The organism is Vibrio sp. C8, assembly GCF_054051265.1.
In genome coordinates, this window is sequence record NZ_JBPAOE010000004.1 from 98072 (window position 1) to 122485 (window position 24414).

Annotated in this window: 22 protein-coding genes, 1 tRNA gene and 1 riboswitch; of the genes, 15 read left to right on the forward strand and 8 right to left on the reverse strand. The window is 43.1% G+C overall.

Annotated features, from left to right (window positions below; all coding sequences use genetic code 11):
• Positions 1–19 precede the first annotated feature (19 nt).
• Positions 20–2344 carry a glycoside hydrolase family 9 protein gene (locus tag ACRQQK_RS02760; protein ID WP_457509965.1) on the reverse strand — a complete coding sequence of 775 codons (2325 nt, stop codon included), beginning with the start codon at positions 2342–2344 and terminating at the stop codon, positions 20–22.
• 529 nt (positions 2345–2873) lie between these two features.
• Between ACRQQK_RS02760 and ACRQQK_RS02765 the strand changes: the two genes are divergently transcribed.
• Positions 2874–3485 carry a family 16 glycosylhydrolase gene (locus tag ACRQQK_RS02765; RefSeq protein ID WP_457509966.1) on the forward strand — a complete coding sequence of 204 codons (612 nt, stop codon included), beginning with the start codon at positions 2874–2876 and terminating at the stop codon, positions 3483–3485.
• A gap of 111 nt (positions 3486–3596) precedes the next feature.
• On the forward strand, positions 3597–4763 hold the full coding sequence (locus ACRQQK_RS02770; RefSeq protein ID WP_457509967.1) for a glycoside hydrolase family 5 protein: 1167 nt from the start codon (positions 3597–3599) through the stop codon (positions 4761–4763).
• 160 nt (positions 4764–4923) lie between these two features.
• On the opposite strand, the gene ACRQQK_RS02775 is transcribed toward ACRQQK_RS02770, so the two are convergent.
• The 3 genes from ACRQQK_RS02775 to ACRQQK_RS02785 all read right to left on the reverse strand — a co-directional run bounded on the left by ACRQQK_RS02775 (position 4924) and on the right by ACRQQK_RS02785 (position 6984).
• A complete protein-coding gene (locus ACRQQK_RS02775; RefSeq protein ID WP_457509968.1) occupies positions 4924–6180 on the reverse strand; it encodes a PTS ascorbate transporter subunit IIC in 1257 nt (418 codons plus the stop codon).
• Positions 6181–6189: 9 nt separating this feature from the next.
• Entirely contained in the window at positions 6190–6477 is a 288-nt protein-coding gene (locus tag ACRQQK_RS02780; RefSeq protein WP_457509969.1) for a PTS sugar transporter subunit IIB, read from the reverse strand.
• Positions 6478–6540: 63 nt separating this feature from the next.
• The gene (locus ACRQQK_RS02785; protein ID WP_457509970.1) at positions 6541–6984 is read right to left on the reverse strand and encodes a PTS sugar transporter subunit IIA; all 444 of its coding nucleotides are present in this window, start codon (positions 6982–6984) and stop codon (positions 6541–6543) included.
• 250 nt (positions 6985–7234) lie between these two features.
• Between ACRQQK_RS02785 and ACRQQK_RS02790 the strand changes: the two genes are divergently transcribed.
• Positions 7235–8260, forward strand: a complete 1026-nt coding sequence (locus ACRQQK_RS02790) for a LacI family DNA-binding transcriptional regulator (protein ID WP_457509971.1) — start codon at positions 7235–7237, stop codon at positions 8258–8260.
• 51 nt (positions 8261–8311) lie between these two features.
• Here ACRQQK_RS02790 and ACRQQK_RS02795 read toward each other — a convergent pair.
• Positions 8312–8387 (reverse strand) — tRNA-Asn (locus tag ACRQQK_RS02795).
• Positions 8388–9013: 626 nt separating this feature from the next.
• Here ACRQQK_RS02795 and uvrB point away from each other — a divergent pair.
• From uvrB to luxU, 3 genes are all read left to right on the forward strand, one after another.
• Complete coding sequence (gene uvrB / locus ACRQQK_RS02800) at positions 9014–11044, forward strand: excinuclease ABC subunit UvrB (protein ID WP_457509972.1); 2031 nt, start codon at positions 9014–9016, stop codon at positions 11042–11044.
• Positions 11045–11314: 270 nt separating this feature from the next.
• On the forward strand, positions 11315–12715 hold the full coding sequence (gene luxO, locus ACRQQK_RS02805; RefSeq protein ID WP_457509973.1) for a quorum-sensing sigma-54 dependent transcriptional regulator LuxO: 1401 nt from the start codon (positions 11315–11317) through the stop codon (positions 12713–12715).
• A 2-nt stretch (positions 12716–12717) separates the two neighbouring features.
• A complete protein-coding gene (gene luxU / locus ACRQQK_RS02810; RefSeq protein WP_457509974.1) occupies positions 12718–13071 on the forward strand; it encodes a quorum-sensing phosphorelay protein LuxU in 354 nt (117 codons plus the stop codon).
• A 99-nt stretch (positions 13072–13170) separates the two neighbouring features.
• Here luxU and yvcK read toward each other — a convergent pair whose 3' ends face one another.
• Positions 13171–14061 (reverse strand): uridine diphosphate-N-acetylglucosamine-binding protein YvcK, encoded by an 891-nt coding sequence (gene yvcK / locus ACRQQK_RS02815; protein ID WP_457510001.1) that lies wholly within the window; start codon positions 14059–14061, stop codon positions 13171–13173.
• A 250-nt stretch (positions 14062–14311) separates the two neighbouring features.
• A riboswitch (molybdenum cofactor riboswitch) is annotated at positions 14312–14461 on the forward strand.
• Here yvcK and moaA point away from each other — a divergent pair.
• From moaA to udp, 7 genes are all read left to right on the forward strand, one after another.
• A complete protein-coding gene (gene moaA, locus ACRQQK_RS02820) occupies positions 14449–15438 on the forward strand; it encodes a GTP 3',8-cyclase MoaA (protein WP_457509975.1) in 990 nt (329 codons plus the stop codon). Its footprint overlaps the riboswitch before it by 13 nt.
• Before the next feature lie 77 nt (positions 15439–15515).
• The gene (gene moaB / locus ACRQQK_RS02825) at positions 15516–16022 is read left to right on the forward strand and encodes a molybdenum cofactor biosynthesis protein B (RefSeq protein ID WP_457509976.1); all 507 of its coding nucleotides are present in this window, start codon (positions 15516–15518) and stop codon (positions 16020–16022) included.
• Between the two features lie 12 nt (positions 16023–16034).
• Positions 16035–16514, forward strand: coding sequence for a cyclic pyranopterin monophosphate synthase MoaC (moaC, locus tag ACRQQK_RS02830; RefSeq protein WP_102962741.1), 480 nt, complete (start codon positions 16035–16037; stop codon positions 16512–16514).
• Entirely contained in the window at positions 16511–16756 is a 246-nt protein-coding gene (gene moaD, locus ACRQQK_RS02835) for a molybdopterin synthase sulfur carrier subunit (protein WP_457509977.1), read from the forward strand. Before moaC ends, moaD begins: the two co-directional genes overlap by 4 nt.
• Before the next feature lies 1 nt (position 16757).
• Positions 16758–17213 carry a molybdopterin synthase catalytic subunit MoaE gene (gene moaE / locus ACRQQK_RS02840; RefSeq protein ID WP_269349408.1) on the forward strand — a complete coding sequence of 152 codons (456 nt, stop codon included), beginning with the start codon at positions 16758–16760 and terminating at the stop codon, positions 17211–17213.
• Positions 17214–17370: 157 nt separating this feature from the next.
• A complete protein-coding gene (locus tag ACRQQK_RS02845; RefSeq protein WP_042486187.1) occupies positions 17371–17787 on the forward strand; it encodes a CBS domain-containing protein in 417 nt (138 codons plus the stop codon).
• A 266-nt stretch (positions 17788–18053) separates the two neighbouring features.
• Complete coding sequence (gene udp, locus ACRQQK_RS02850; RefSeq protein WP_042486185.1) at positions 18054–18812, forward strand: uridine phosphorylase; 759 nt, start codon at positions 18054–18056, stop codon at positions 18810–18812.
• Between the two features lie 81 nt (positions 18813–18893).
• On the opposite strand, the gene ACRQQK_RS02855 is transcribed toward udp, so the two are convergent.
• Both ACRQQK_RS02855 and metG read right to left on the reverse strand, forming a co-directional pair.
• Entirely contained in the window at positions 18894–19700 is an 807-nt protein-coding gene (locus tag ACRQQK_RS02855; RefSeq protein WP_457509978.1) for a hypothetical protein, read from the reverse strand.
• 264 nt (positions 19701–19964) lie between these two features.
• Entirely contained in the window at positions 19965–22028 is a 2064-nt protein-coding gene (gene metG / locus ACRQQK_RS02860) for a methionine--tRNA ligase (protein WP_457509979.1), read from the reverse strand.
• Between the two features lie 423 nt (positions 22029–22451).
• Here metG and apbC point away from each other — a divergent pair, with 423 nt between their 5' ends.
• Together apbC and udk are read left to right on the forward strand one after the other, a co-directional pair.
• Positions 22452–23525 (forward strand): iron-sulfur cluster carrier protein ApbC, encoded by a 1074-nt coding sequence (apbC, locus tag ACRQQK_RS02865; protein WP_457509980.1) that lies wholly within the window; start codon positions 22452–22454, stop codon positions 23523–23525.
• Positions 23526–23733: 208 nt separating this feature from the next.
• Positions 23734–24375: a uridine kinase gene (gene udk / locus ACRQQK_RS02870; protein WP_042486176.1), complete on the forward strand. Its 642-nt coding sequence runs from the start codon at positions 23734–23736 to the stop codon at positions 24373–24375.
• Positions 24376–24414 lie beyond the last annotated feature (39 nt).

Consider the following 24414-nt stretch of genomic DNA (forward strand, 5'->3'; position numbering starts at 1 on the left):
TCACGTAATGGTTATTTAACTACTGAACAGTTTCATCTAGGAAGCTTGCAGCCCAGAAGAATGGAGCATTCCAGTTGATCGTAATTTCATTGAGCGTCCACGCACCGATATCATCTTTCCAACAAGTTTGTCCAATACACTTGCCTTTCATTGATGCTGCAACAGGATCACTGAAGTTGATAGAGTTAGGGCCGCCGGACATAACTCCTGGAGCTACCAATGGAGATTCATTGTCAGCGGAATGAGCCCAGAAACGGTGATGAGGATTAAGTAGTGGACGGCTACCATAGCCTGAAACATAAGACTGATCCAAAGCGTTGCGGCCTAAGATATAGTCCATCGCATCAACAATACCGTCTACGTATTTGGTATTGTTTGTGAAATCATAAGCAATTCCCAAGAAGATACTGCGATTCATTAAATTTGAATTTGAACCCCAAGGATATTCTTCTGTGCTGTAAGGAATTTGATAGCCTTCTTTTTCAATAGCTTGGTAATAAGCGTCTGCAGTTTTAATGATGTTAGCGCGCGCTTTTTCGATTTCTTGACTTGGTAAGTTATTCGGAACGATAGCAAGGGACAATGTTCCTGCTGCGCTCACTCCTTGCCAGTATAGATCGCCAGTCGCCTTAATATCTCCTTTCGGTGTAGTTAGATAGTAAGGTGAAGATTGAACGGCTTTTTTGTACTCTTCTTTACCAGTTGTGATGAATAATTCAGCGGCTGCCCAGTAAAATTCATCGTCTAGTTGGGTATCATCATATGGACCTGATCCAACAAAATTGTCGTACGCATAAACATTTTTGTGTTGATTAGCCGCTTTCCACGCTTTTTCTGCAGAAGTCAGACAACGCTGAGCATAGCTAGGATCCAGTTCTTGCCAAACTCTCGCACATTGAGCGGCAGTTGCAGCCAAATTGAGCGTAGCGGCTGTTGTTGGATAGCTTAGGAAACGCTCGCGTGGATCTTTGTGAGGAGGTAAAGGCATTCCCGTCCAAGCATCATCAGCAACTTTGTGAAAAGCCATACCACTTGCATTAATTTGAGTAAGTTTCAGATGATCGAGTTTGTTGGATTGATCACCTACAGGAACCCAAACTTTACTGTTTTCAGGAGCTTGCATTGACATCAAGAAATCCATCATCCAGCTAGATTCATCGAGAAGATCGTTGAATTTGTTCTTATTTTCTGGAAGTTGAACTTTACCATCCGAAAATGCGTTGCTACGTGCAGCCTGCTTATCTCTTTCGTAGTAGTTAGTCAGTGTCCACAACGAAATACCACCGTTTACAACGTATTTCCCATGATCTCCTGCATCATACCAGCCGCCGGTGGCATCTAATGATAAATCACATCCTGGCCACTGATTTCCCTTCGCATCGGTTTTATTGAAGCAAGTAACCGTTTCTGGTTTGTGTCCAGCAGGTCGAGCAAGATCGGCTCTTTGTACGTATTCAGGAAGAATATCAATACCGCTTCGTTGCTGATAAAAGAAAGAGAGCGCGTCATATTTCATCTTGCTATAGATGGCGTTATCAATGACAAATGGGTGACTTTGATGTCCGTCAACTTCTAAGATCGCTTTTTTCGTCGGAGTTTGCACACTACTAAAATCGATTAATTGGACATGTTCACCAGAGGCTTTATTTAAGCCAAATGGCTTTGTTTGACCTTTCGCGATTATTTTCTTGTTAGCGTCTAAGAGTGCCCAAGCCATTGGTGAAGTTTCTTTGGTGACGACCGTGGCATGTTTAGGCCCGTGGACAAAGTAGCCGACTTGGTTAACTCTAACGCTAGCAAGGTCGCTTTCTTTAACATATTGAGGTCCGGTTAAAGATGCATTTTTGACGCAGACTGTTGTTGGTGTTTCTGTTCCCATTTGAAATTGAAATTGAACACTATCGTCATCACCAGATGGCTTGAATGAAAACTCAAATGGTTTCAGCTCTTGATTGAGATAAATATCCTTAACAAAGTGGTTGGTGTATGGCGCGCCATTATGTTGTACGAGCGCTTTGACGTTTATTGACTGCTTCGCTAACGCACTAAATTTTAGATGGTAGTCTTCGCCCTTTTTCAAGGCTAGTCCCGATTGTCCAAGGATAACATCCCAAGGGTTACTTCCCTTTTTGGTAAACGTTATGCAGCCCATTTCATCGGTAGCCTGCAAATCAGCTCCTGCTGCCCACCAACCGTCTGTACCTTGTGAAAAGTTGCCATTAGTGATGAGCTCTTCTTGACCCATGATGGCATTATTGGCCGTAGTTTTCTCAACAGCACAGCCACTAAGTCCAATAAAACCACAACTAACTATAGCAACGACACCTAGCCGTTTTTTATTCATTTTAACCTCGTGAAATTTTATCAATACAAATAGAAATCTTTGTTCTCGCCGTGAACCCTTGTGGGGTGGAAATGTATTTTTAGCTTTTTAAATTCGGATTTTTATAACACGACATGTCAATGAATATTACAAGTGGTGTGTATGTGTATTTGGCAATAGATTTTCGCCTATATGTGTATTTTGTACGTCAGTTAAATAATTTAATTACTTCCAAGAAACTATTTCATGGCGGTGAAGGAATTGTGATAGCACCTGTTTATTTAAATTTTTATAAATGACTTATTTGAGGTTTTCATAGCTAGGTATGGACAATTTTCAAGAAATAACTCTAGAGTTTATTCCTGAAGAAAAAGAAGAAACAAAGATATTTTGCTGTTGTGCTTTTTTCTTGAAAACGATGAAGTTATACATCGGTTATATTAACCTAGCTAAGAGATCAACCATGAACATTATTCTATGAAACTGTAGTTATGCGGTGCTACTTAATATTTTGTTTGCTTCTTCCAGTTACGCCCTTAATTGGAGCGGGATGAACTGGCTAGTTTCTGATGGTTGGAGAAATGGGGGAAGTGAGTTTGATTGTACATGGAAAGCACAAAATATTTGGCGCGAAGCTGACTTATTAATTATGCATGCAAAGCCAGAGTCTTATGGAAAGAGTTGCTCTGAAATTCGAACCGATCAATATGTTAGACGTGGTCGCTATGAAGTCGAAATGCAGGCAGGTGCTGTACCTGGAACTATAAGTTCATTTTTTACCTATGCAGGAGAAGCGGGCACATACAGTCATTATGAAGTGGATATTGAGCTAATGGGCGGAACCAAATTACTGCACACCAACGTATGGGTTGGCGGTCAACAGTCTCCTTTAGATATTGACTTGGGGCAGTATGGTATGTCGATTTGGAGCATGGAAAAATATGCATTCACAATAGACCAGTATGGTGTGACTTGGGAAGTATTCAGCCGCTATCAGAATCGATGGGTTCAAGTTCGTAGAGTCAATAAACAAGTGTCAGACTATATGCAAATTTTTATTAATAACTGGATCAGTGCCAATCCACAATTTCCACCAAGTTATTATAATGGCTATCCTGTTTATGCTAAATATCGACAAGTTAGGTTTTTACCTTACGAATAATAAAATTAATTTTTGTATTTGAATAAGCTCTGCTTCTATATGGAAGTAAGGCTTATTTTATCTCTATTGTTGAATTTATATTTCATGACAGTGAGTGTTATAGGACAAATTATGAATTGTGGGATAAAGATAATCAGTGTGGTCTATGTTAGTCTCTTCACCGTCATCGGGTGCGGTTCGGGTTCCAACAATAACGAAAACAAAGAACAATCTGTGGTTCTAGAAAAAAGCTATTACACAGATATGTATCACTGGAATGAAAGCAAGGGGTTGAGCACCACGCTACTTGGACGGGGCATCAATATGGGAAATTATCTGGAATCTCCCACTTACGAAGGAGAATGGAATAGCAACCTGACCATTAAAGCGAGTGATTTTAGAAACATCAGTCAATCAGGTTTTTCAAGTGTAAGGATTCCCATCCGTTGGAGCGCGCATACACTGCCTAGCGATCCCAATACTATCGATGACGCTTTCATGTCACGGGTTCAAGAGGTGGTTGATCAAGCAATCCAAGAAAACTTGAAAGTAATTATTAATACCCATCATTTTAATGAACTATTTTATGACGATAGAGATTATAGCTATCAGCGTTCACGGCTATTAAAGTTCTGGCAGCAAATATCTAACCGTTTCCCTATCAGCCAATACGGTGAGGATCAGTTGATTTTTGAGTTTCTAAATGAACCTCACGAAGATGTTGGTGTGAGAGAATGGAATAGCCTAGTTGTAGACTTAACCAATCTTGTTTGGAACAAGAACGCTAAAACTCAAAACAACGCTCTTGGGCAACGCAAGGTCATGATTGGAACTGCGGATTGGGGCGGTGTGGTGAAACTGCCCTATCTTCGACTTCCGAGAGCAGCGAATCCCAAGAACACAATCATCACTGTACATTTCTACGAACCGTTTAAATTTACTCATCAGGGAGCTTCATGGGTTGAAGGCGCAGATGCTTGGATCGGTACTCGTTGGTTGGCGACACAATCCCAGCGTAAAGTGCTGCTCGATTACCTAAATGTTGTAGATAAATGGAACGCGGCACCAAATCGTGGCTTTGAGATAAATATTGGTGAGTTTGGTGTATACAGCCAATATGCTCCGCCAGAGGATCAGCAAGCTTGGACTGCATTCATTACAAGGGAAGCAGAAAAGAGAGGGTATAGCTGGAATTATTGGGAGTATAGCTCCGGTTTTGGTGCTTACGACCCACATTCCGGGCAGTGGCGAAAAGCACTACTTGGTGGATTAATACCAGAAGACGCGGATAGTCTTTGAGTTGCATTATTCAGATAGACTTCTGACGCTTACTATTTGACATCTTTGTTAGATTTTTAAAGATGTTATAAAGTCTAAGTGCTTTAAAAAGTTTGCTTTCGAAACGCGTAAAAAATCCGATATCAGATAACTAATATCGGATTTTAGTCTTACGTTTGAGTTAACGAACGATAATACCTAGCAAGATACCAATTGCGCCGAAATCGGCATCACTAAAGGTGGTGTTCGCAAAACCAAGGTCACCAAGAACAGGTAATAGGAATACCGGTAGGAATGTGATCAGTAGACCTTGAGCGAATGCACCTAAAATAGCACCGCGACGTCCACCTGTAGCATTACCGAATACACCTGCAGCTGCACCAACAAAGAAGTGCGGAACAACACCCGGAATAATGACTGTTAAGTTCATTACATAAAGTAGAAGCATACCAATAAGGCCTGCGGCAAAACTCGATAAGAAGCCAACCAATACTGCATTCGGCGCGTATGGGAATACAACAGGACAATCTAATGCAGGTTTTGCATTTGGTACCAATTTATCTGAGATACCTTTAAATGCTGGCACAATTTCAGCGATGATCATTCGAACACCTTGCAGAATGACGTAGACGCCACCAGCAAAGGTAATGGACTGCATCAATGCAAACATGAACCAGTGTTTGCCACCGCTCACTTCGCGAACATAGTCACCACCTGCAAACAGGCAAGTAATAATGAAAATAATGCCCATTGTGAAAGAGATAGCGACTGGAGTATCACGTAAGAACAGCAAGCTCTTTGGCACATCCATATCTTCAGTCGAGTGTTCTTTATTACCCAATTTGCTGCCGATAAATCCAGCTAACACATAAGATAGGGTAGAGAAATGACCGATTGCGACATCATCAGAGCCTGTTACTTGCTTCATATAACGGTGAGCAATCGCTGGGAAGAACACCATTACGGTACCTACAACGACGGAGCCCAATGCGATAAGTGGAACACCTTTCATTCCGCTAGTCGAAAGAATGGCAGCGACCATCATAGACATGAACAGAGTATGGTGACCTGTCAGGAATATAAATTTCCAAGGCGTAAAACGTGCAATTAAAATGTTAACCAGCATACCAAAGAACATAATCATCGCCATTTCGCGGCCAAATGCTTTTTGTGCAATAGATACGATGGCTTCATTGTTTGGTACTACGCCTGTGATGCCAAATGCATGTTGGAAAATGGTAGCAAAGTCTCCTAGAGAGCCGACAACCAAACCAGCCCCTGCGCCCAAGATGATGAAACCGAGAATAGTTTTTACCGTGCCTTTAATACATTCAGTCACCGATTTTTTCTGAGCGATTAAACCGATCAAAGCGATGAGACCAACCAGTACTGCTGGCTCTGAAAGGACATCATTCATCAAGAAATTAAAGAATTCCATATCCCCTCCTTATAAAGCGCCAAGCTCTTGAAGTGCTACTGACAAGCGCTCTTTCATCGACACTTTGTCGACCATATTGTTCAGAGCAACGATACGAGGCTCTACACCCAATGTGTTGAGCTGTTCAGCGATATCATTTGTACCGACAAAGATGTCGCAATCTGTTCCTTTTGCGGATCCTAAATCTACGTGGTCAACGGTTGCTTCAACATTAAGCTCTTTTACAATACTTTTTATGCTCATTTCCATCATAAGGCTGGTGCCAAGGCCGTTTCCGCACACAACGATAATCTTCATAATTTATACCTTTTGTATTTGTAGGGGTTACCCATCAGATGATGGGAATATCAGGAGGTAAAGTTAATATTTGCCAATGACATCAAGTACTTCATCTTTGTTTTTGGCATTACAAATCTGTGTAACGTGCTCTTCATTCATAAACAGTTCCGCAAGTTGAGCAATGGCTTCTACGTGGCTATTGCTGTCAGTTGCCGCTAGCGTAACGAGCATCTTAACTGGGTCATTTTCTTCAGCATGAAAAGTCACACCGTTCTGAATCACTGTAATTGCCAACGATAAGCGATTGACGCCATCTTCTGGCCTAGCGTGAGGCATCGCCATACCGGGACCAACAACATAGTAAGGGCCTATTTCTTCATGCGAGCGGCATATTGCATCGACATAACTAGGTTCTATTGCTTTGATTTCAAGCAGAGCTTCACAGGACTTGTGTATAGCGTCTTTCCAGTCAGTTGCATCTGGATAGATACGAATAACGTCAGAGGTAATCAGTTCACGTAGCATTGGTAGGTCCAATCAGTTTTATTATTTGTGGCTACTTTACCGATCAAAATGAGAGAAAAATTTGAATTAAGTCACAAATGATAGCGCTATCTGATAGCGCTATCATTTAGTGTGACGATGATAATACTTTTCATCATCTCTTGAGCTTTATTCGTTTGTGCAAGGAGCTTATGCGTTACTATCCCAAAACATTAGTAATGTGCAGTGGTATCTTGCCCTGCTGCAACATCAAGAAAGTTAAACTGGAACTATGAGCGAACCTCGTAAACGAAGAAGTACTGGCAGTGTCACGCTAGCCGATGTAGCAAAACAAGCGGGTGTTGGTACTATGACCGTATCACGCGCGCTACGAACACCAGAAATGGTGTCTGACAAACTGAGAGAGAAAATTCAGCAAGTAGTTGATGACCTTGGTTATATCCCTAATAAGGCGGCGGGTGCGCTGGCTTCAGCTCAAAGCTATTCCGTTGCTCTAATTATCCCTTCTCTATTTGAAAATTCCTGCGCATTTTTCTTACCAAGCTTTCAGCATGCTCTGAACAAGGCGGGCTATCAGTTGCTACTTGGTTATAGTGACTACTCTCCGGTTCAGGAAGAGAAATTACTCTCAACATTTTTAGAAAGCCGACCTTCAGGAGTTGTACTTTTTGGACGTGAACATAGCCAGCGTACTCATCAGTTGCTTGAGTCATCAAATGCTGTGGTTATAGAGATAGCTGAAAAAAGTTCAAAAGATGATTACCTGAATATTGGCTTTAATTATTTTGAGGCGGGTAAATCTTGTACCAAACATCTTATTGATCAAGGTTTTAAAAACATCGGTTTTATCGGAGCAAGAGGCGATCATTTTACGTTGCAACACCAGTTGCATGGTTGGCAAAGTGTTATGATAGAAAACTATTTAACGCCAGATCATTTTCTGACTACACCAGAGGCGCCATCATCTAAACTGGGTGCGGAAGGACTCGCGAAGCTATTGTTACGTGACTCAACACTCGATGCTTTGGTTTGTAGCCACGAGGATATTGCGATTGGTGCCTTATTTGAATGCCATCGTAGGTTGTTAAAAGTACCTGGGGATATCGCCATAGTATGTCTTGAAGGTTCAGGGATGGCGGAGCATGCATATCCGAGCCTAACGAGCGCTGAATTTGATTATGTCCGCATGGGAGAAAAAGCTGCGGAAATGTTATTGAACGCGATAGGTGGCGAAGAACTTGAAGCGTCAACTGTGCTTGAGTTTAAGCTTAAACGGAGAACGAGCACGGCAGTTTAGCTAGATTTAGATATAAAAAAAGACGTCCTAGGACGTCTTTTTTCTTGAATTTGGCTCCCCCTGCAAGACTTGAACTTGCGACATACGGATTAACAGTCCGCCGTTCTACCGACTGAACTAAGGGGGAATTGCTTAGTGCGGTGCGGATGTTACTTAGAGGGACGGGGAGTGTCAACCTTTACACTAAAAAATTCAGCTAATTTTTTTCAAAAAAAATAGTTTACTTTTCTGTACCCCTTATGGGTATTACGCTGGATTTACTTATCCACCAAATTTGTGGATAAGTGTGTTGATGAAACTTGAGCAATCATTTGAAGTGCTTCCATTTAAGTGAAAACTCTAAATGTAATCGATTGTACAATTTATCTAACTTAATGATTTTGCTTTTATAAATCTTGTTATCCACTGTTTTTTCTAACGATTCTAAACTGCGAGAGAAAGGTCAATTTAATGTCAAGATTGGAAATTTTGGGGAAAACCAGTGGATTATTATTTGGGTATTTTAGATGGGTATAGCTCGGTGGGGCACGATATTAACAAACTTTTTAGATTGATGCGAACGTTATTTTTTAGCCATGGTAGATCTGAAACACAAGTTCGATTCGTAGTTATGAAACTGTTTCATGAGAGCTTAACAATGAGGGAAAAACTCGTATATAAAGTTCTCACAATGGTAAATAACAATTATGACTTGCCATGCTGTAAGGCAAGCAGCGACAATAGTTCCTCGTTCAGACTGTAGGAAGAAAGCGTATGAGTAAGGCGTTTGAATTGGTATCACATTATCGCCCATCCGGCGATCAGCCTAAAGCCATAGAGCAGCTTTTAGAAGGAATTGAAGCAGGACTTGCGCATCAAACCCTGTTGGGTGTTACGGGTTCTGGTAAAACGTTTACCCTAGCGAATGTCATTGCTCGCTCACAACGACCGACGATTTTGCTTGCGCCGAATAAGACGCTTGCAGCGCAGCTTTATGGAGAGATGAAAGCTTTTTTCCCCAATAATGCCGTTGAATACTTTGTTTCCTACTACGACTATTATCAGCCTGAAGCTTATGTGCCGACGACGGATACTTTCATAGAGAAAGATTCATCTGTAAACGCTCATATCGAGCAAATGCGTCTTTCTGCTACTAAAGCGTTGCTGGAGCGCAAAGATGCCATCATCGTAGCTTCTGTTTCTGCGATTTACGGTCTGGGTGACCCTGATTCCTACTTGAAGATGATGCTTCATTTACGCCGGGGAGATGTGATCAATCAGCGTGATATGCTGCGTCGCTTGGCGGAGCTTCAGTATTCCCGCAATGATGTAGCGTTTGAGCGCGGTCAGTTCCGTGTGCGCGGTGAAGTGATTGATATTTTCCCTGCTGAATCTGACCAAGATGCGGTGCGCGTCGAGATGTTCGATGAAGAAGTCGAATGCATTAGCTTGTTTGATCCGCTTACTGGTGCGATAAAACAACGAGACTTGCCGCGTTTTACTGTCTACCCGAAAACTCACTATGTCACACCGCGTGAACGCATTCTCGAAGCGATTGAGAGTATTAAAGTTGAACTTGAGTCGCGCCGTAAGTATCTGCTTGAAAATAATAAGCTGCTGGAAGAGCAGCGTATTACTCAGCGTACGCAATTTGATATTGAAATGATGAACGAGCTAGGTTTCTGCTCGGGTATCGAAAACTACTCTCGATTCTTGAGTGGACGCAATGAGGGCGAGCCGCCACCGACTCTATTTGATTACTTGCCACATGATGGTTTGTTGGTGATTGATGAATCCCACGTTACTGTTCCGCAGATTGGCGCAATGTTTAAAGGTGACCGTTCACGTAAAGAGACGCTGGTGGAGTTTGGTTTCCGTTTACCTTCAGCTCTGGATAACCGACCGCTTAAATTTGAAGAATTCGAAGCACTGGCTCCGCAGACGATTTTTGTTTCTGCGACTCCGGGCAACTATGAGTTAGAGAAATCGGCTGGCGAGGTGGCTGATCAAGTGGTTCGCCCTACTGGATTATTGGATCCTGAGCTCGAAGTTCGCCCTGTTGCTACTCAGGTTGACGATCTGTTGTCTGAAATTCGTATCCGCTCTGCAAAAGATGAACGAGTACTTGTCACTACGTTGACTAAGCGTATGGCGGAAGACTTGACCGAATATCTCCATGAACATGGTGTTAAGGTGCGATATCTTCATTCAGATATCGATACAGTGGAAAGGGTCGAGATCATTCGAGATTTACGTTTAGGCGAATTTGACGTATTGGTCGGTATCAACTTGTTGCGAGAAGGTCTGGACATGCCAGAAGTGTCTTTGGTTGCGATTTTGGATGCGGACAAAGAAGGCTTCTTACGTTCAGAACGCTCTCTGATTCAGACCATTGGTCGTGCTGCTCGTAACCTTGAAGGTCGAGCGATTCTTTATGCTGACAGCATCACGAAGTCGATGAAGAAAGCAATGGATGAGACCAACCGCCGTCGCGAAAAACAACGTGCTTATAACGAGGCAATGGGACTTAAACCACAGGCGCTAAAACGTAATATCAAAGATATTATGGAAATCGGCGATATTGCTAAATCTCGCAAACAGAAATCAAGTAAAGTGGTTGCGCTGTCTAAAGTCGCAGAGGATGCTGCTAACTATGGGTCTTTAACTCCACAGCAATTGGATAAAGAGATCAGTAAGTTAGAAGGTCAAATGTACAAGTATGCACAAAACCTTGAGTTCGAGATGGCGGCGAAAACACGCGATCAGATTGAAGAGTTAAGAAAGCAATTTATTGCGAACTCTTAGTCATAAATTCTGAGCTATAGTCAGATAAAAAAATAGCCAATAGAAATCGTCTCTATTGGCTGTAATTTCGTGAATATCGTATTCACTAACAACGTCAGTTGGCTAGGTGACCCGTTAGGGTCAATTAGTACCAAGCATTTAGCGTGCCAAGTATAAAACACCAAATTTGTTCAATTCTCATACTGGTTGTATGGTTTATCCTCTGTTTATTTGCAAAATGCAACTTCTAATGCAATCATGAAGCAAAATGCAAAAATAAATGGCTAGGTTATGCAACATAATTACACACCACAAAAAGCAAAATACTTATTGATGGTGGAAGATACGGTGTCTGTAGCGGCATTGTATCGTTCTTATCTCACTCCACTTGAAATAGACATCAACATAGTAGGGACGGGGCGCGAAGCAATAGAAAGCATTGCCGCACGTGAGCCTGACTTAATTCTTCTTGACCTTCGATTACCAGATATGACTGGGATGGACGTTTTGCATGCCGTAAAACAGAAATCACCCGATGTACCAGTCATTTTCATGACTGCGCATGGTTCGATTGATACTGCGGTTGAAGCAATGCGCTACGGGGCTCAGGACTTCTTGATTAAGCCTTGTGAAGCGGATCGACTGCGTGTCACCGTGAACAACGCTATTCGTAAAGCCAGTAAGCTAAAAAATGATGCTGATGGTCTTAATAATCAGAATTATCAGGGCTTTATCGGAAGTAGTCAGACTATGCAGGCGGTTTATCGCACCATAGACTCAGCCGCGACCAGTAAAGCCAGCATTTTTATTACCGGAGAAAGTGGTACAGGTAAAGAAGTGTGTGCAGAGGCGATTCATGCGGCGAGTAAACGCGGTGACAAACCGTTTATCGCTATTAACTGTGCTGCGATTCCTAAAGACTTGATTGAAAGTGAGTTGTTTGGTCACGTGAAAGGTGCCTTTACAGGTGCCGCAGCTGACCGACAAGGCGCGGCTGAATTGGCAGATGGTGGAACTCTTTTTCTCGATGAGTTATGCGAGATGGATCTAGATTTGCAAACAAAACTGCTGCGCTTTATTCAGACGGGCACATTTCAAAAAGTCGGTTCTTCTAAGATGAAAAGCGTGGATGTACGATTCGTTTGTGCAACCAACCGTGATCCATGGAAAGAAGTGCAGGAAGGGCGTTTTAGGGAAGACTTATACTATCGTCTCTATGTTATCCCATTACATCTGCCGCCTTTGCGTGAACGCAGCGATGACGTCATAGAAATCGCTTATTCGCTGTTGGGTTATATGTCTAAAGAAGAAGGCAAAGGTTTTGTTCGTTTGTCTCCTGAAGTGGTAGAGCGCTTTAAGCGTTATGAGTGGCCGGGTAATGTCCGTCAGTTACAGAACGTATTGCGTAATGTAGTGGTTCTAAATGAGGGTAACGAGATCACTCAAGATATGCTGCCTCCACCGTTGAACTTACCTCAGGAGCGTGCTGAACCCGTTGACATGCCGATGGGCGGCCCTATCACCGTGCATGAAATTTTTCCTCTTTGGATGACAGAAAAACAGGCGATCGAAAAAGCGATAGAAGCTTGCGATGGCAACATTCCAAAAGCGGCAGGCTATTTGGATGTCAGCCCTTCAACGCTCTACAGAAAACTACAAACGTGGAATGAGAAAGAGAAGGAAAGTCGATAATTATGGACGTGTTAAACCAAAGCAAGATAGAGAAATTAGCAAGAGAAATTGGTGAAGAGAACGTACCAATGCTCCTTGAAATTTTTCTTGGTGAGCTAATAGCCTATCAGCAAAGTTTAACCAGCAATGAGGTAGTTGATAAAGCTCAATACCTTAAAGATATCAGCCATGCATTAAAGAGCAGTGCGGCGAGTTTTGGTGCAGATAGACTCTGTGCAAAGGCTGTCGATATTGACGCTAAGGCAAAATTGGGTGAGCAATTTGATGAAGAGGTAGAAACCGCGAACATGGTGGATATTCTTAACCAGACTCACGGCTACTATCAGCAGTTAATTGTCACGAGCAACTGTGACTAATCAGTGATTGTTAGTTGTCACCGATTATAGGTAGTTCGTTAGCACCACTGCGACCAACAATCGTAGCCGCAGTGGTGAACCATAAACCCAGTCAGCTAATTAACTGTTCAACTGCTCTTCAATTGCAAGGCGCAACTTGTCTCGATCATGACGCCAATCGCGGTTTGGTGATGCCAAATCGCGAGTCACGCAGTTCCAATTGTCTTTTAAATCTGGGTGTTCTTTCGGGCCGATCACCACATCAATCTTACGATTTTTACAAGCGCGTTCGCACCATTCCAGCTTCTGTTTCAGGGTCATACGACCCGCAGGACCGTATTCTGGAGATAAGTTCTCAATAAAAATCACCTTTGCCTTTTGGTTGTCAAAAATCGCTTGACCGATTTTAGGCAAAAGTAGTGGTGGCATTATGCTGGTAAGAAAACTGCCGGGACCAAGAATAATGGCATCGGCTGCCGCAATCGCCTCTACACCCTCGAAAGTTGCCGCTACCTTTGGCTCTAGGTCGAGTCGCAATAAGTCGTCTTCCATCTCATCTACGCTGGTTTCACCCGTTACCCATTTGCCGTTTGTTGCTAGTGCGGTGAGATCGGATGGATGTTCTGACATAGGAATAATGTTCACATCAACTTTCAGCATGGTGCGGATAAGATTGATTGCGTCTAGTGGACGAACTGAGAGGTTATCCAGTGCCGTTAGCATCAGGTTTCCGAGGTTGTGACCATCAAGCTCACCACTGCCTTTAAAGCGGTATTCAAACATCATCGAGCTGATGGAAGGGTCGGTAATCAACTGGTTAATACAGTTACGCGTATCACCCCAGGCAATTCCGCCTTGGCAGTGGCGAATTCGCCCGGTCGAACCGCCGTTGTCCGTTGTGGTAACAATACCTGTTGCATTAGAGCCGAAATGCTTTAACGCTGCCAAAATTCGTCCTAAACCGTGGCCGCCGCCAATAGCGACCACTTTTTTATCTTTGTATAAGTTCATCATCTTTATTCTTCTAATATTTGATAAAACCTTAGCCGATGGAAGTTGAGTTGTGGATGTACCGCCCATCAACAACCCCAAGAGGCTTGGGTGTACTAGAATGTATAGGATATTGAAAACGACATATACTTATTTAGAGGTAAATTAGGACTTTGGTTTTCTTTTGCAACTGATTTACTAGAAAGATGATGCGTTTTTCAGTATTTTACAGCCAGTAGTCGCTGATTAGATAAGTGTTTAGCTTTCTAGCCGGCTGCCATAACTCCGAGCTTTTTCATCTAAGTTACTTGAAACTATTGATAGTGATATGGTTAAGAAGCCAGTGGCATATTGTCACGAGGGCATAAGTGGAAATGTTTATGCCTCCCGTATTTGGAAAGGTGTTCCGTGGCGCAACAATTCGAAGATAAATTCCAGCGTAAATTTTATTATTTACGTCTGTCAGTTACCGATGTTTGTAACTTCAAATGTACTTATTGCCTGCCTGATGGTTATAAACCTTCGGGGAGCAAAAACTCATCTTTTTTAACCCTTCCTGAAATCCGTCGCGTGGTGAATGCTTTCGCTGATTGTGGTACATCCAAAATACGTATTACCGGTGGTGAGCCTACATTACGTAAAGATTTTACCGATATCATCCGCTTGGTTGCTGATAACTCAAATATTAAGAAAATAGCCACCACAACCAACGGTTACCGGATGGAAAAGGGGGTTGCAGATTGGAAAGACGCAGGCCTCACGCATATCAATGTTAGCGTCGATAGTTTAGACCCGAGAATGTTTCATCAAATCACGGGTGAAAACCGCTTTCATCAAGTCATGGCGGGCATCGACCGCGCGTTCGAAGTCGGCTATGAACAAGTTAAAGTAAATGTGGTGTTGATGAAAGACCGCAACCACCACGAACTTCCTTTGTTTCTTGAATGGATCAAACACCGTCCAATTCAGTTGCGTTTTATCGAACTGATGCAAACGGGTGAAATGGACGATTTGTTTGCTAAACATCATATCTCTGGAGTCACAATCCGTAATCAGCTTATTGCCAATGGCTGGATTCTAAAAGCAAGAGAAAACAATGATGGTCCCGCTCAGGTCTTTGTGCATGCAGATTATCAGGGCGAAATTGGCCTTATCATGCCTTACGAAAAGAACTTCTGTGAGAGTTGCAATCGGCTAAGAGTTTCTGCTTTGGGCAAACTGCATCTTTGTCTGTTTGGCGAACAAGGGCTTGAGCTCAGAGATTTGCTTCAGGAAGACGCACAGGAAGCCGAGTTGATCGAACGTATTCAAATGCAGCTACAGAACAAATCCGTCAGCCATTTTCTTCAGGAAGGAAATACAGGCATGACTCCGCATTTAGCGTCTATTGGTGGTTAAGGCCATTTCGAAGGCCAGAAATCATCATGGTTAATCAGATTTAAATTAACGAATAATAATTGAATTAAGGTGAACAAATGGGTCACGCAGAAAGCAAATTTCAACCAGCGAACATCGCAGTGTTAACCGTTTCAGATACACGTACAGAAGAAAATGATACTTCAGGTCGCTACCTTGCTGAGCAGCTTCAGGAAGCAGGGCATCACCTAGCAGACAAGCAAATCGTTATTGACGATATGTACAAAATTCGTGCAGTGGTTTCAAGGTGGATTGCGGATGAAAAGGTTCAGGCGGTATTAATCACAGGTGGTACTGGCTTTACTTCGCGCGATAGCACCCCTGAAGCGTTAAAGCCTTTGTTTGATAAAGAAGTAGAAGGTTTCGGAGAGCTGTTCCGCATGGTTTCTTATGAAGAAATTGGCACTTCTACTATTCAGTCTCGCGCTGTGGCTGGTTTCGCAAACCATACGGTTATTTTTGCGATGCCTGGCTCAACAGGTGCTTGCCGTACTGGCTGGACGAAGATCATCAAACAGCAGTTAGATGCCAGCCATCGTCCATGTAACTTTATGCCGCATCTATAAGAGTGAGGGACAATGACTCAATTCACTCACATTAACGCTTCTGGCGAAGCAAACATGGTTGATGTTTCTGCAAAGGCAGAAACGGTAAGAGAAGCGCGCGCAGAAGCTTTTGTTCACATGGCACCAGAAACGCTGCAACTAATCGTATCAGGTCAGCACCATAAAGGTGATGTGTTTGCCACTGCGCGTATTGCCGGAATTCAAGCAGCAAAGAAAACATGGGATTTAATTCCGCTTTGTCACCCGTTATTGCTTTCAAAAGTCGAAGTTCAGCTAGAAGCGATTGAATCGGAAAACAAGGTTCGTATCGAATCAGTATGTAAACTCGCTGGCAAAACCGGTGTTGAAATGGAAGCGCTAACCGCGGCTTCAGTTGCAGCACTGACGATTTACGACATGTGTAAAGCGGTGCAGAAAGATATGGTAATCGGGCAAATTCGCTTGTTAGAGAAGACGGGCGGTAAATCGGGTCATTTTAAGGTAGATGTATGATTAGTGTTTTGTTTTTTGCCCAAACAAGAGAATTAGTGGACTGCGATGGTTTGTCACTTGAGCATGAGTTTGATTCGGTTGAAGCATTGCGAGCACATCTTGCGGCTCAATCGGACAAATGGGCGCTGGCATTAGAATCCGGCAAATTGTTGGCTGCGGTTAACCAATCAATTGTACCGATGGAATCTGAACTTAAAGATGGCGATGAAGTGGCTTTCTTCCCACCGGTAACTGGAGGTTAATATGAACAGCTATGTATCGGTTCAGGTAGACGATTTCAGTGTCGCTCAAGAGTATGAAGCGCTTTCATCGGGTACAGATGCGGGTGCGGTCGTGACTTTCATAGGTAAAGTTCGTGACATGAACTTAGGTGACCATGTGACAGGGCTGCATTTAGAGCATTATCCGGGTATGACGGAGAAATCTCTTAACGAAATCTGTGATGAAGCGAAATCACGCTGGCCATTATTGCAGTTGAGATTAATTCACCGTATTGGTGATTTAGATATCGGCGATCAAGTTGTCTTCGTCGGTGTTAGCAGCGCTCATCGCTCGGCTTCTTTTGAAGCGTGTGAATTTGTCATGGACTATTTAAAGACCAAAGCCCCTTTTTGGAAAAAGGAGCGCACAACCGATGGCACTCGCTGGATTGATTCAAGAGATTCAGATGCCAAAGCTGCTCAGCGTTGGGTGAAGTAGAGTTATCGCTGTTCCAAAGGTAAGAACGATAGAGATTTTTACATAGTCACAGGTTGCAACAATCAAAAAATTGGTGAATCCCATTTAGTAAAATCAAGAAATTAGTCAACACTTAGATTAACAGCTACCTTTAAATAAGGAACCTAAGGAGACTGAAATGGATTCACTAAAAGTAAAAGATTACATGACCGTTAAAGCGGTGACCTTTACTCCTGATATGCCTTTGTCTGCTGCGCTCGATAAAGTGATTCGTTCCGATCACTTGGGTGGGCCTGTTATTGATGATAAAGAACGCGTAATTGGCTTCCTTTCAGAACAGGACTTGCTCGATAAACTGGTCAAAGTGAGTTACTTCTGTCAGGACACACATATTGTCAGTGACTGCATGTATAAAGAAGTGCTCTCTGTCTCTCCGGAAATGTCGATCATTGAGTTGGCCGATATGATGAAAGTCGGAAAGCCTAAAGTTTACCCTGTTATTGATAATGGCAAGCTGGTAGGGATTATTACGCGGCGTGATGTGTTAAGAGCAATAGGTAAAAACTTAGCCAATTGTTTTAAACATCAAGTTTAAAAAGCAACCTACTCATTCCATACCATCAATGTGATTTTCTCTCCCCAAAGCACAGTTAAGCGCTGTGCTTTTGAGTTTTCCCATCAGCGCACATATTAGCCATTTATTAGATAACGAGTGATATGTGTCACTTAAATGTGAAACAGATACCCATATTGCTTTTAATGATGTGACTCTTATCACTCTATGGCTTTTAATACTGAGCTAAAGTTGTCCTGTACCTATTTATATTTATGAGCTGAATAAGCCGCATGAAGGAGCAACCTATGTCTCAAGCAGTATTCCACCTTGGTGTTACCGAAGCTGATCTTAATGGCGCAACGTTAGCGATCATTCCTGGTGATCCAGCGCGTGTACAAAAAATTGCAGAGTTAATGGATAACCCAGTATTTCTTGCAAGCCACCGTGAATACACGCTTTATCGCGCAGAGCTTGATGGCAAGTCGGTTGTAGTTTGTTCTACTGGTATCGGTGGCCCTTCAACTTCTATTGCTGTAGAAGAGTTAGCTCAGCTAGGTGTTCGTAGCTTCTTGCGTGTAGGCACAACAGGTGCAATTCAACCACACGTTAATGTTGGTGACATGATTGTAACCACTGGTTCTGTTCGTCTTGATGGCGCAAGCCTTCACTTTGCTCCAATGGAGTTCCCAGCTGTTCCTGATTTTGATGTTGCCATTGCGATGAAACAAGCAGCGGAAGAGAGCGGAGCGACAGTTCACATGGGCATTACTGCTTCAAGCGATACTTTCTACCCTGGCCAAGAACGTTATGACACATTCACAGGTCGTGTTGTTAAGCGTTTCCAAGGTTCAATGAAAGAATGGCAGGAAATGGGCGTACTAAACTTTGAAATGGAATCAGCAACTCTGCTTACTATGTGTGCAAGTTCTGGTTTGAAAGCAGGTTGTGTCGCTGGTGTTATCATCAACCGTACTCAAAAAGAAATTCCAGATCATGCAACTTTGAAAGAGACAGAAGCTCGTTCAATCAAAGTGGTCGTAGAAGCTGCTCGTAAGATGCTTTAATTCTCTTTATTCGCAGCTTAACTGCGTAGAGAATGCTTGAATTTAAACGCCATACTGTTCGCAGTATGGCGTTTTCGTTTATTAAGCGACGACCAGTTTAGGCAAAGGGATGTAAAGACTCTCACTGACATCCGCCAGCATTTGGTCATAAACGTGCGCAATGCTCAGCGAGACATCTGAAGTCAGTTGATATAGCTGCTCCTGAGGAATATCAAAGGCTGGATTCTCGTGCAGCTCGCTTAGTATATGCATTGCTTTTGAACAGGCCGGTGATGCAATGGACAACGGGCTGATCAACGCCAATTGATTCAGTTTGCGGCGTAATAGGTCACAGTAATGACGCAAACGCGCTGAACCATCTTGAGTATGCATATCTTCAATTGAAATACGTAGCTGGGTTAGAGTATCCATAGAGTCAATCACTTGCTGCCAATTCATATGGTACTCATCACTCAAATCCTCTCGGCTTGACTCTACCAACCAAGCCAACATTACTTCGTCCATCAAAAACATACAGTGTCGAATAGCTTTGCCGTGCATCATTTGGTTGCGTGCAATGCTTCTGTCCTGCCAGTTATTCATCAGAGCTTTCAATTTAAGTTGCAGTACTCGATACATAGGTTTGTTATCGAAATGCGATGTTGAAATCAGATGGTTCGATTTCTCATGCAGTAAATCCTGCAAATGACTAAGCTCTGCTTCTCTTTTCTCTCCGAACATCAGTGCATGATGGGTAGCACTGCGGTGCTGTCGGCTTAAATATAACAGTTGGCGAAGATCGATCAGAAGTTCGTACTTGCGCTGCAAAGTCGATTCCCTTTGCTTAGAAAAGTAGAACATCAAACCAAGTATGCCGATAGAGATCAGCATTGAGACAATGACAAACATAACCAACTCCTTGTTGCTACCTTATCGTTGAGACGTAACAGCTGTAACTGTGCGTCAACCAGTGAAAGGATTTTATTATTTACAAAAGGAATTGCAGCTTTAATGCCAAGGTATATTGTTTTTTAAATCAATTGGTTAGGTTTTTATTGATTGGAATTACGCACCATGGAAGTGCAAGTTGAACTAAAAGTGTGAACTGGTTCATAAAAAAAAGCCCCAACGTTTATTACGTTAGGGCTTTCTTAAAGCTGATTTTCTGAGTGATTACATCACACGCATGCCAGGCTGAGCGCCTTCGTGTGGCTCAAGGATCCATAGTTCGCTGCCACCAGGGCCAGCAGCGAGGATCATGCCTTCGGACATACCGAACTTCATCTTACGAGGCTTAAGGTTTGCAACGACAACCGTTAGCTTACCCACTAAGTCTTCTGGTTTGTAAGCAGCTTTGATGCCTGAGAATACTTGGCGCATTTCACCACCGATATCCAATTGGAATTTCAGTAGTTTGTCGGCTTTTGGCACAGCTTCGCATGAAACGATTTTGGCGATACGCAGGTCAATTTTTGCAAAGTCGTCAAATTCGATTTCTTCTGCAATCGGATCTTTGCTTAGTTCAGTTGCTTGTGCCGCTTCTGCTTTTTGTTTCGCAGCTACTTCAGCGGCTGCGTCTTCTTTCGACGCTTCGACCATCGCTTCGATGTTCTTAGGATCGATACGGTTGAACAGTGCCTTAAACGCTGTGATTTCATGGCCAGTTAGCGGAGTAGCGATACCTTCCCAAGTCAAATCTTGGTTTAGGAATGCTTCTGTACGCGCTGAGAGTTCAGGCATGACAGGTTTCAGGTAAGTCATCAGCACGCGGAACAGGTTGATACCCACTGAACAGATATCTTGCAGTTCTTGATCTTGACCTTCTTGTTTTGCCACAACCCAAGGTGCTTTTTCATCTACGTATTGGTTTGCTTTGTCTGCCAGTGCCGTGATTTCACGGATTGCGCGACCAAACTCACGAGCTTCGAATTGCTCTGCAATGCGGTCAGCGGCTGCTACGAACTCGTTATAAAGCTCAGGTTCAACAAAGTTGTCTGAAAGCTTGCCATTAAAACGCTTAGCGATGAAACCTGCGTTACGAGAAGCAAGGTTCACGATCTTGTTTACTACGTCAGCGTTAACACGTTGAGTGAAGTCTTCAAGGTTCAGGTCTAGGTCATCGATACGACTGTTTAGTTTCGCAGCGTAATAGTAACGTAGACACTCAGGATCTAAATGTTCTAGGTAAGTACTCGCTTTGATGAAAGTACCTTTAGATTTAGACATCTTCGCGCCGTTAACGGTTACATAGCCGTGAACGAAAACGTTGTTTGGCTTACGGAAACCAGAACCTTCTAGCATCGCTGGCCAGAATAGGCTGTGGAAGTAAACGATGTCTTTACCGATGAAGTGGTAAAGTTCTGTCTTACTGTCTTTGTTCCAGTATTCGTCGAAATCTAGGTCATCACGCTTGTTACATAGGTTTTTGAATGAACCCATATAGCCGATCGGTGCGTCTAGCCAAACGTAGAAGAATTTATCTTTTTCGCCCGGAATTTCAAAACCGAAGTAAGGTGCATCGCGTGAGATATCCCACTGTTGCAGACCAGACTCAAACCACTCTTGCATCTTGTTTGCAGTTTCAGCTTGAAGAGAACCAGAACGAGTCCACTCTTTTAGCATGCTTTCAAACTGAGGCAGGTCGAAGAAGAAGTGCTCAGAATCTTTCATGATTGGCGTAGCGCCAGAGACTGCAGATTTCGGATTGATTAGCTCTGTTGGGCTGTATGTCTCACCACATGCATCACAGTTGTCGCCGTATTGATCTTCTGACTTACACTTAGGGCAAGTACCTTTTACGAAACGGTCTGGCAAGAACATCTCTTTCTCAGGATCGAAAAGCTGAGAAATAGTACGGCTAGAGATAAAGCCATTCTTTTTCAGTTCTAGATAGATGTGTGAAGCCAGCTCACGGTTCTCATCAGAGTGCGTGCTGTGGTAGTTGTCAAAGCTGATATCAAAGCCAGCGAAGTCTTTTTGGTGCTCTTCACTAACAGCGGCGATCATCTCTTCTGGTGTCATACCCATCTGTTGAGCTTTAAGCATAATTGGCGTGCCGTGGGCATCGTCAGCACAGATGAAGTTTACAGTGTTGCCGCGTAGACGCTGGTAGCGAACCCAGATGTCAGCTTGGATATGTTCAAGCATGTGACCTAAGTGGATTGAACCGTTAGCGTAAGGAAGGGCACAAGTTACCAGCAATTTCCTTGCGGTAGAGAGTCTTGGATCGTTTGCCATACTTAATATTCGCTTTCTTGATAGGTATAAAAATTTTGATGGGTAATACTACCCCATGAGCCATCTAACTCCAAGGTGTCAAAGGTGTGATTGCCTTAGTTTTTTCGGGGTTCTGTACAGGCTTAGCTGGTGGTAGCATAGGGCGTATACCTAAGTGACTTCAAGATACAGGATTCAGAGCTTCATCAACGAGTTCAAGCCAAGGTTAATAACGGCTGGAATGGTCATTCCCTTTCAACGTTATTGAGCGCCGGAATGGACTCGTTGATGAGCTCCCGAAGGGCGAGTTTTATTCGCTCTTATACTGCGTTACTGATTTTCTACGTAGAATAACTATGTCTTCAAATCAATGCCTTGCCTAAGAGCGAATAAATTCTCGCTGAACCAGTATCTTGAGGTTACTTAGGTATATAAGGAGGACCTATGCGTCAATTCAGTTCAAAGCAAGATTTTTGTGATTGGTTAAACCAATTTCAGCATCCTTTTCTTATTCAAGATTGGGCTTCGCAACCAAATATTGTTTCAGTGGAAGCTCAAGGCTTTAAGATAACACTCCCTTTTGCCGCACTCTCTTTGCCTGAAGAACTTTCAAGCTGGATTGCCCAACAGCAGCAGTCAGGTGAAGTCCCTTCTTTCCACTATGATGTTGCTGTTAGTCCTAAAGCACTGGAGACTCACGTCGCTTCAGAAGTGCGTGGCGTGAAAAACATTATTGCCGTTACATCTGCTAAAGGCGGGGTAGGTAAGTCAACTACGGCGGTCAACCTTGCATTAGCGATTGCAAAATGTGGTGCGAAAGTTGGTTTGCTTGATGCTGATATTTATGGTCCTTCAGTGCCTATGATGCTGGGGCAGTTGGATGCAAAACCAGAAGTTCGTGACAACAAATGGATGCAACCGATATCTGCACATGGCATTTACACTCATTCTATCGGTTATCTGGTGGATAAATCAGACGCGACTATCTGGCGTGGTCCAATGGCATCAAAAGCATTGGCTCAGCTTCTTACTGAGACAGAGTGGCCTGAACTGGATTATCTGGTTATTGATATGCCACCGGGTACGGGTGACATCCAGTTGACGCTTTCTCAGCAAATACCAGTGACCGGAGCACTTATCGTCACGACGCCTCAAGATCTGGCGTTGGCGGATGCTCGTAAAGGTGCGGCAATGTTTGAGAAAGTAGATGTGCCTGTGATTGGCATGGTTGAGAACATGAGCTATCACATCTGTAGTCATTGTGGTGAGAAAGAACATATCTTTGGTCATGGTGGTGCACAGGCGCTAGCGAACGAGTTCGGCTTGTCACTGCTTGCTCAAATTCCGCTCCACATCAGCATGCGCGAAGATATTGATGCTGGTAAACCAACGGTCGCCGCTCGCCCAGACAGTGAGCATGCCGCTGTTTATATTCAACTGGCTGAACGTGTTTGCGCATCGATGTACTGGCAAGGAAAGGCGAAACCTGAGTCAATCATGTTTACCATGGTTGAGTAAGTTTGGTCATTTTCTGAGATTTAAAAGACGATCGAAATGAATGGTCACTGAGTCAGGGTAGATGTAATCGTTTACTCTGACTTTTTATTGTTCAACATCAGAAATTACTGTCATTTAACGTGAATGCAAACTGGTATAACCCTTTTTAACTCCCTATAATCAGGCGGTTTAACTTAATTCCCAAAATACACGTATCGAGTGCACATACATGTCTGATAATAATCAATGCGTCATCGTTGGTATCGCCGGCGCATCAGCTTCTGGTAAAAGTCTTATAGCCAGCACAATTTACAATGAACTGAGTGCGAAAGTTGGTGACCACCAAATAGGTGTGATTACGGAAGATTGCTATTACAAAGACCAAAGCCATCTGAGCATGGAAGAGCGTGTTAAAACGAATTACGATCACCCAAGTGCATTGGATCATGATTTACTGTGTGAACACTTAACACAGTTAATGAACGGTCACGCTGTTGAAGTACCAGAGTATAGCTACACAGAGCATACTCGTACCGCTAACACCACCACAATGACACCTAAAAAAGTCATCATTTTAGAAGGTATTCTGCTGTTGACTGACCCACGTCTACGTGAGCTTATGCAAGTAACGGTATTTATGGATACTCCATTAGATATCTGTTTGCTGCGCCGCGTGAAGCGTGATGTAGAAGATCGTGGTCGCACAATGGATTCAGTGCTGAAGCAATATCAAAAAACGGTTCGCCCTATGTTCCTCCAGTTTATTGAACCGTCAAAACAATATGCTGACATCATCGTACCTCGTGGCGGTAAAAACCGTATCGCGATCGATGTGTTAAAAGCACACATTGCGAAATTGCTAAAATCGTAATTTTGACTAATGCTTGGCATTAGCCGACTTTATTTTTTA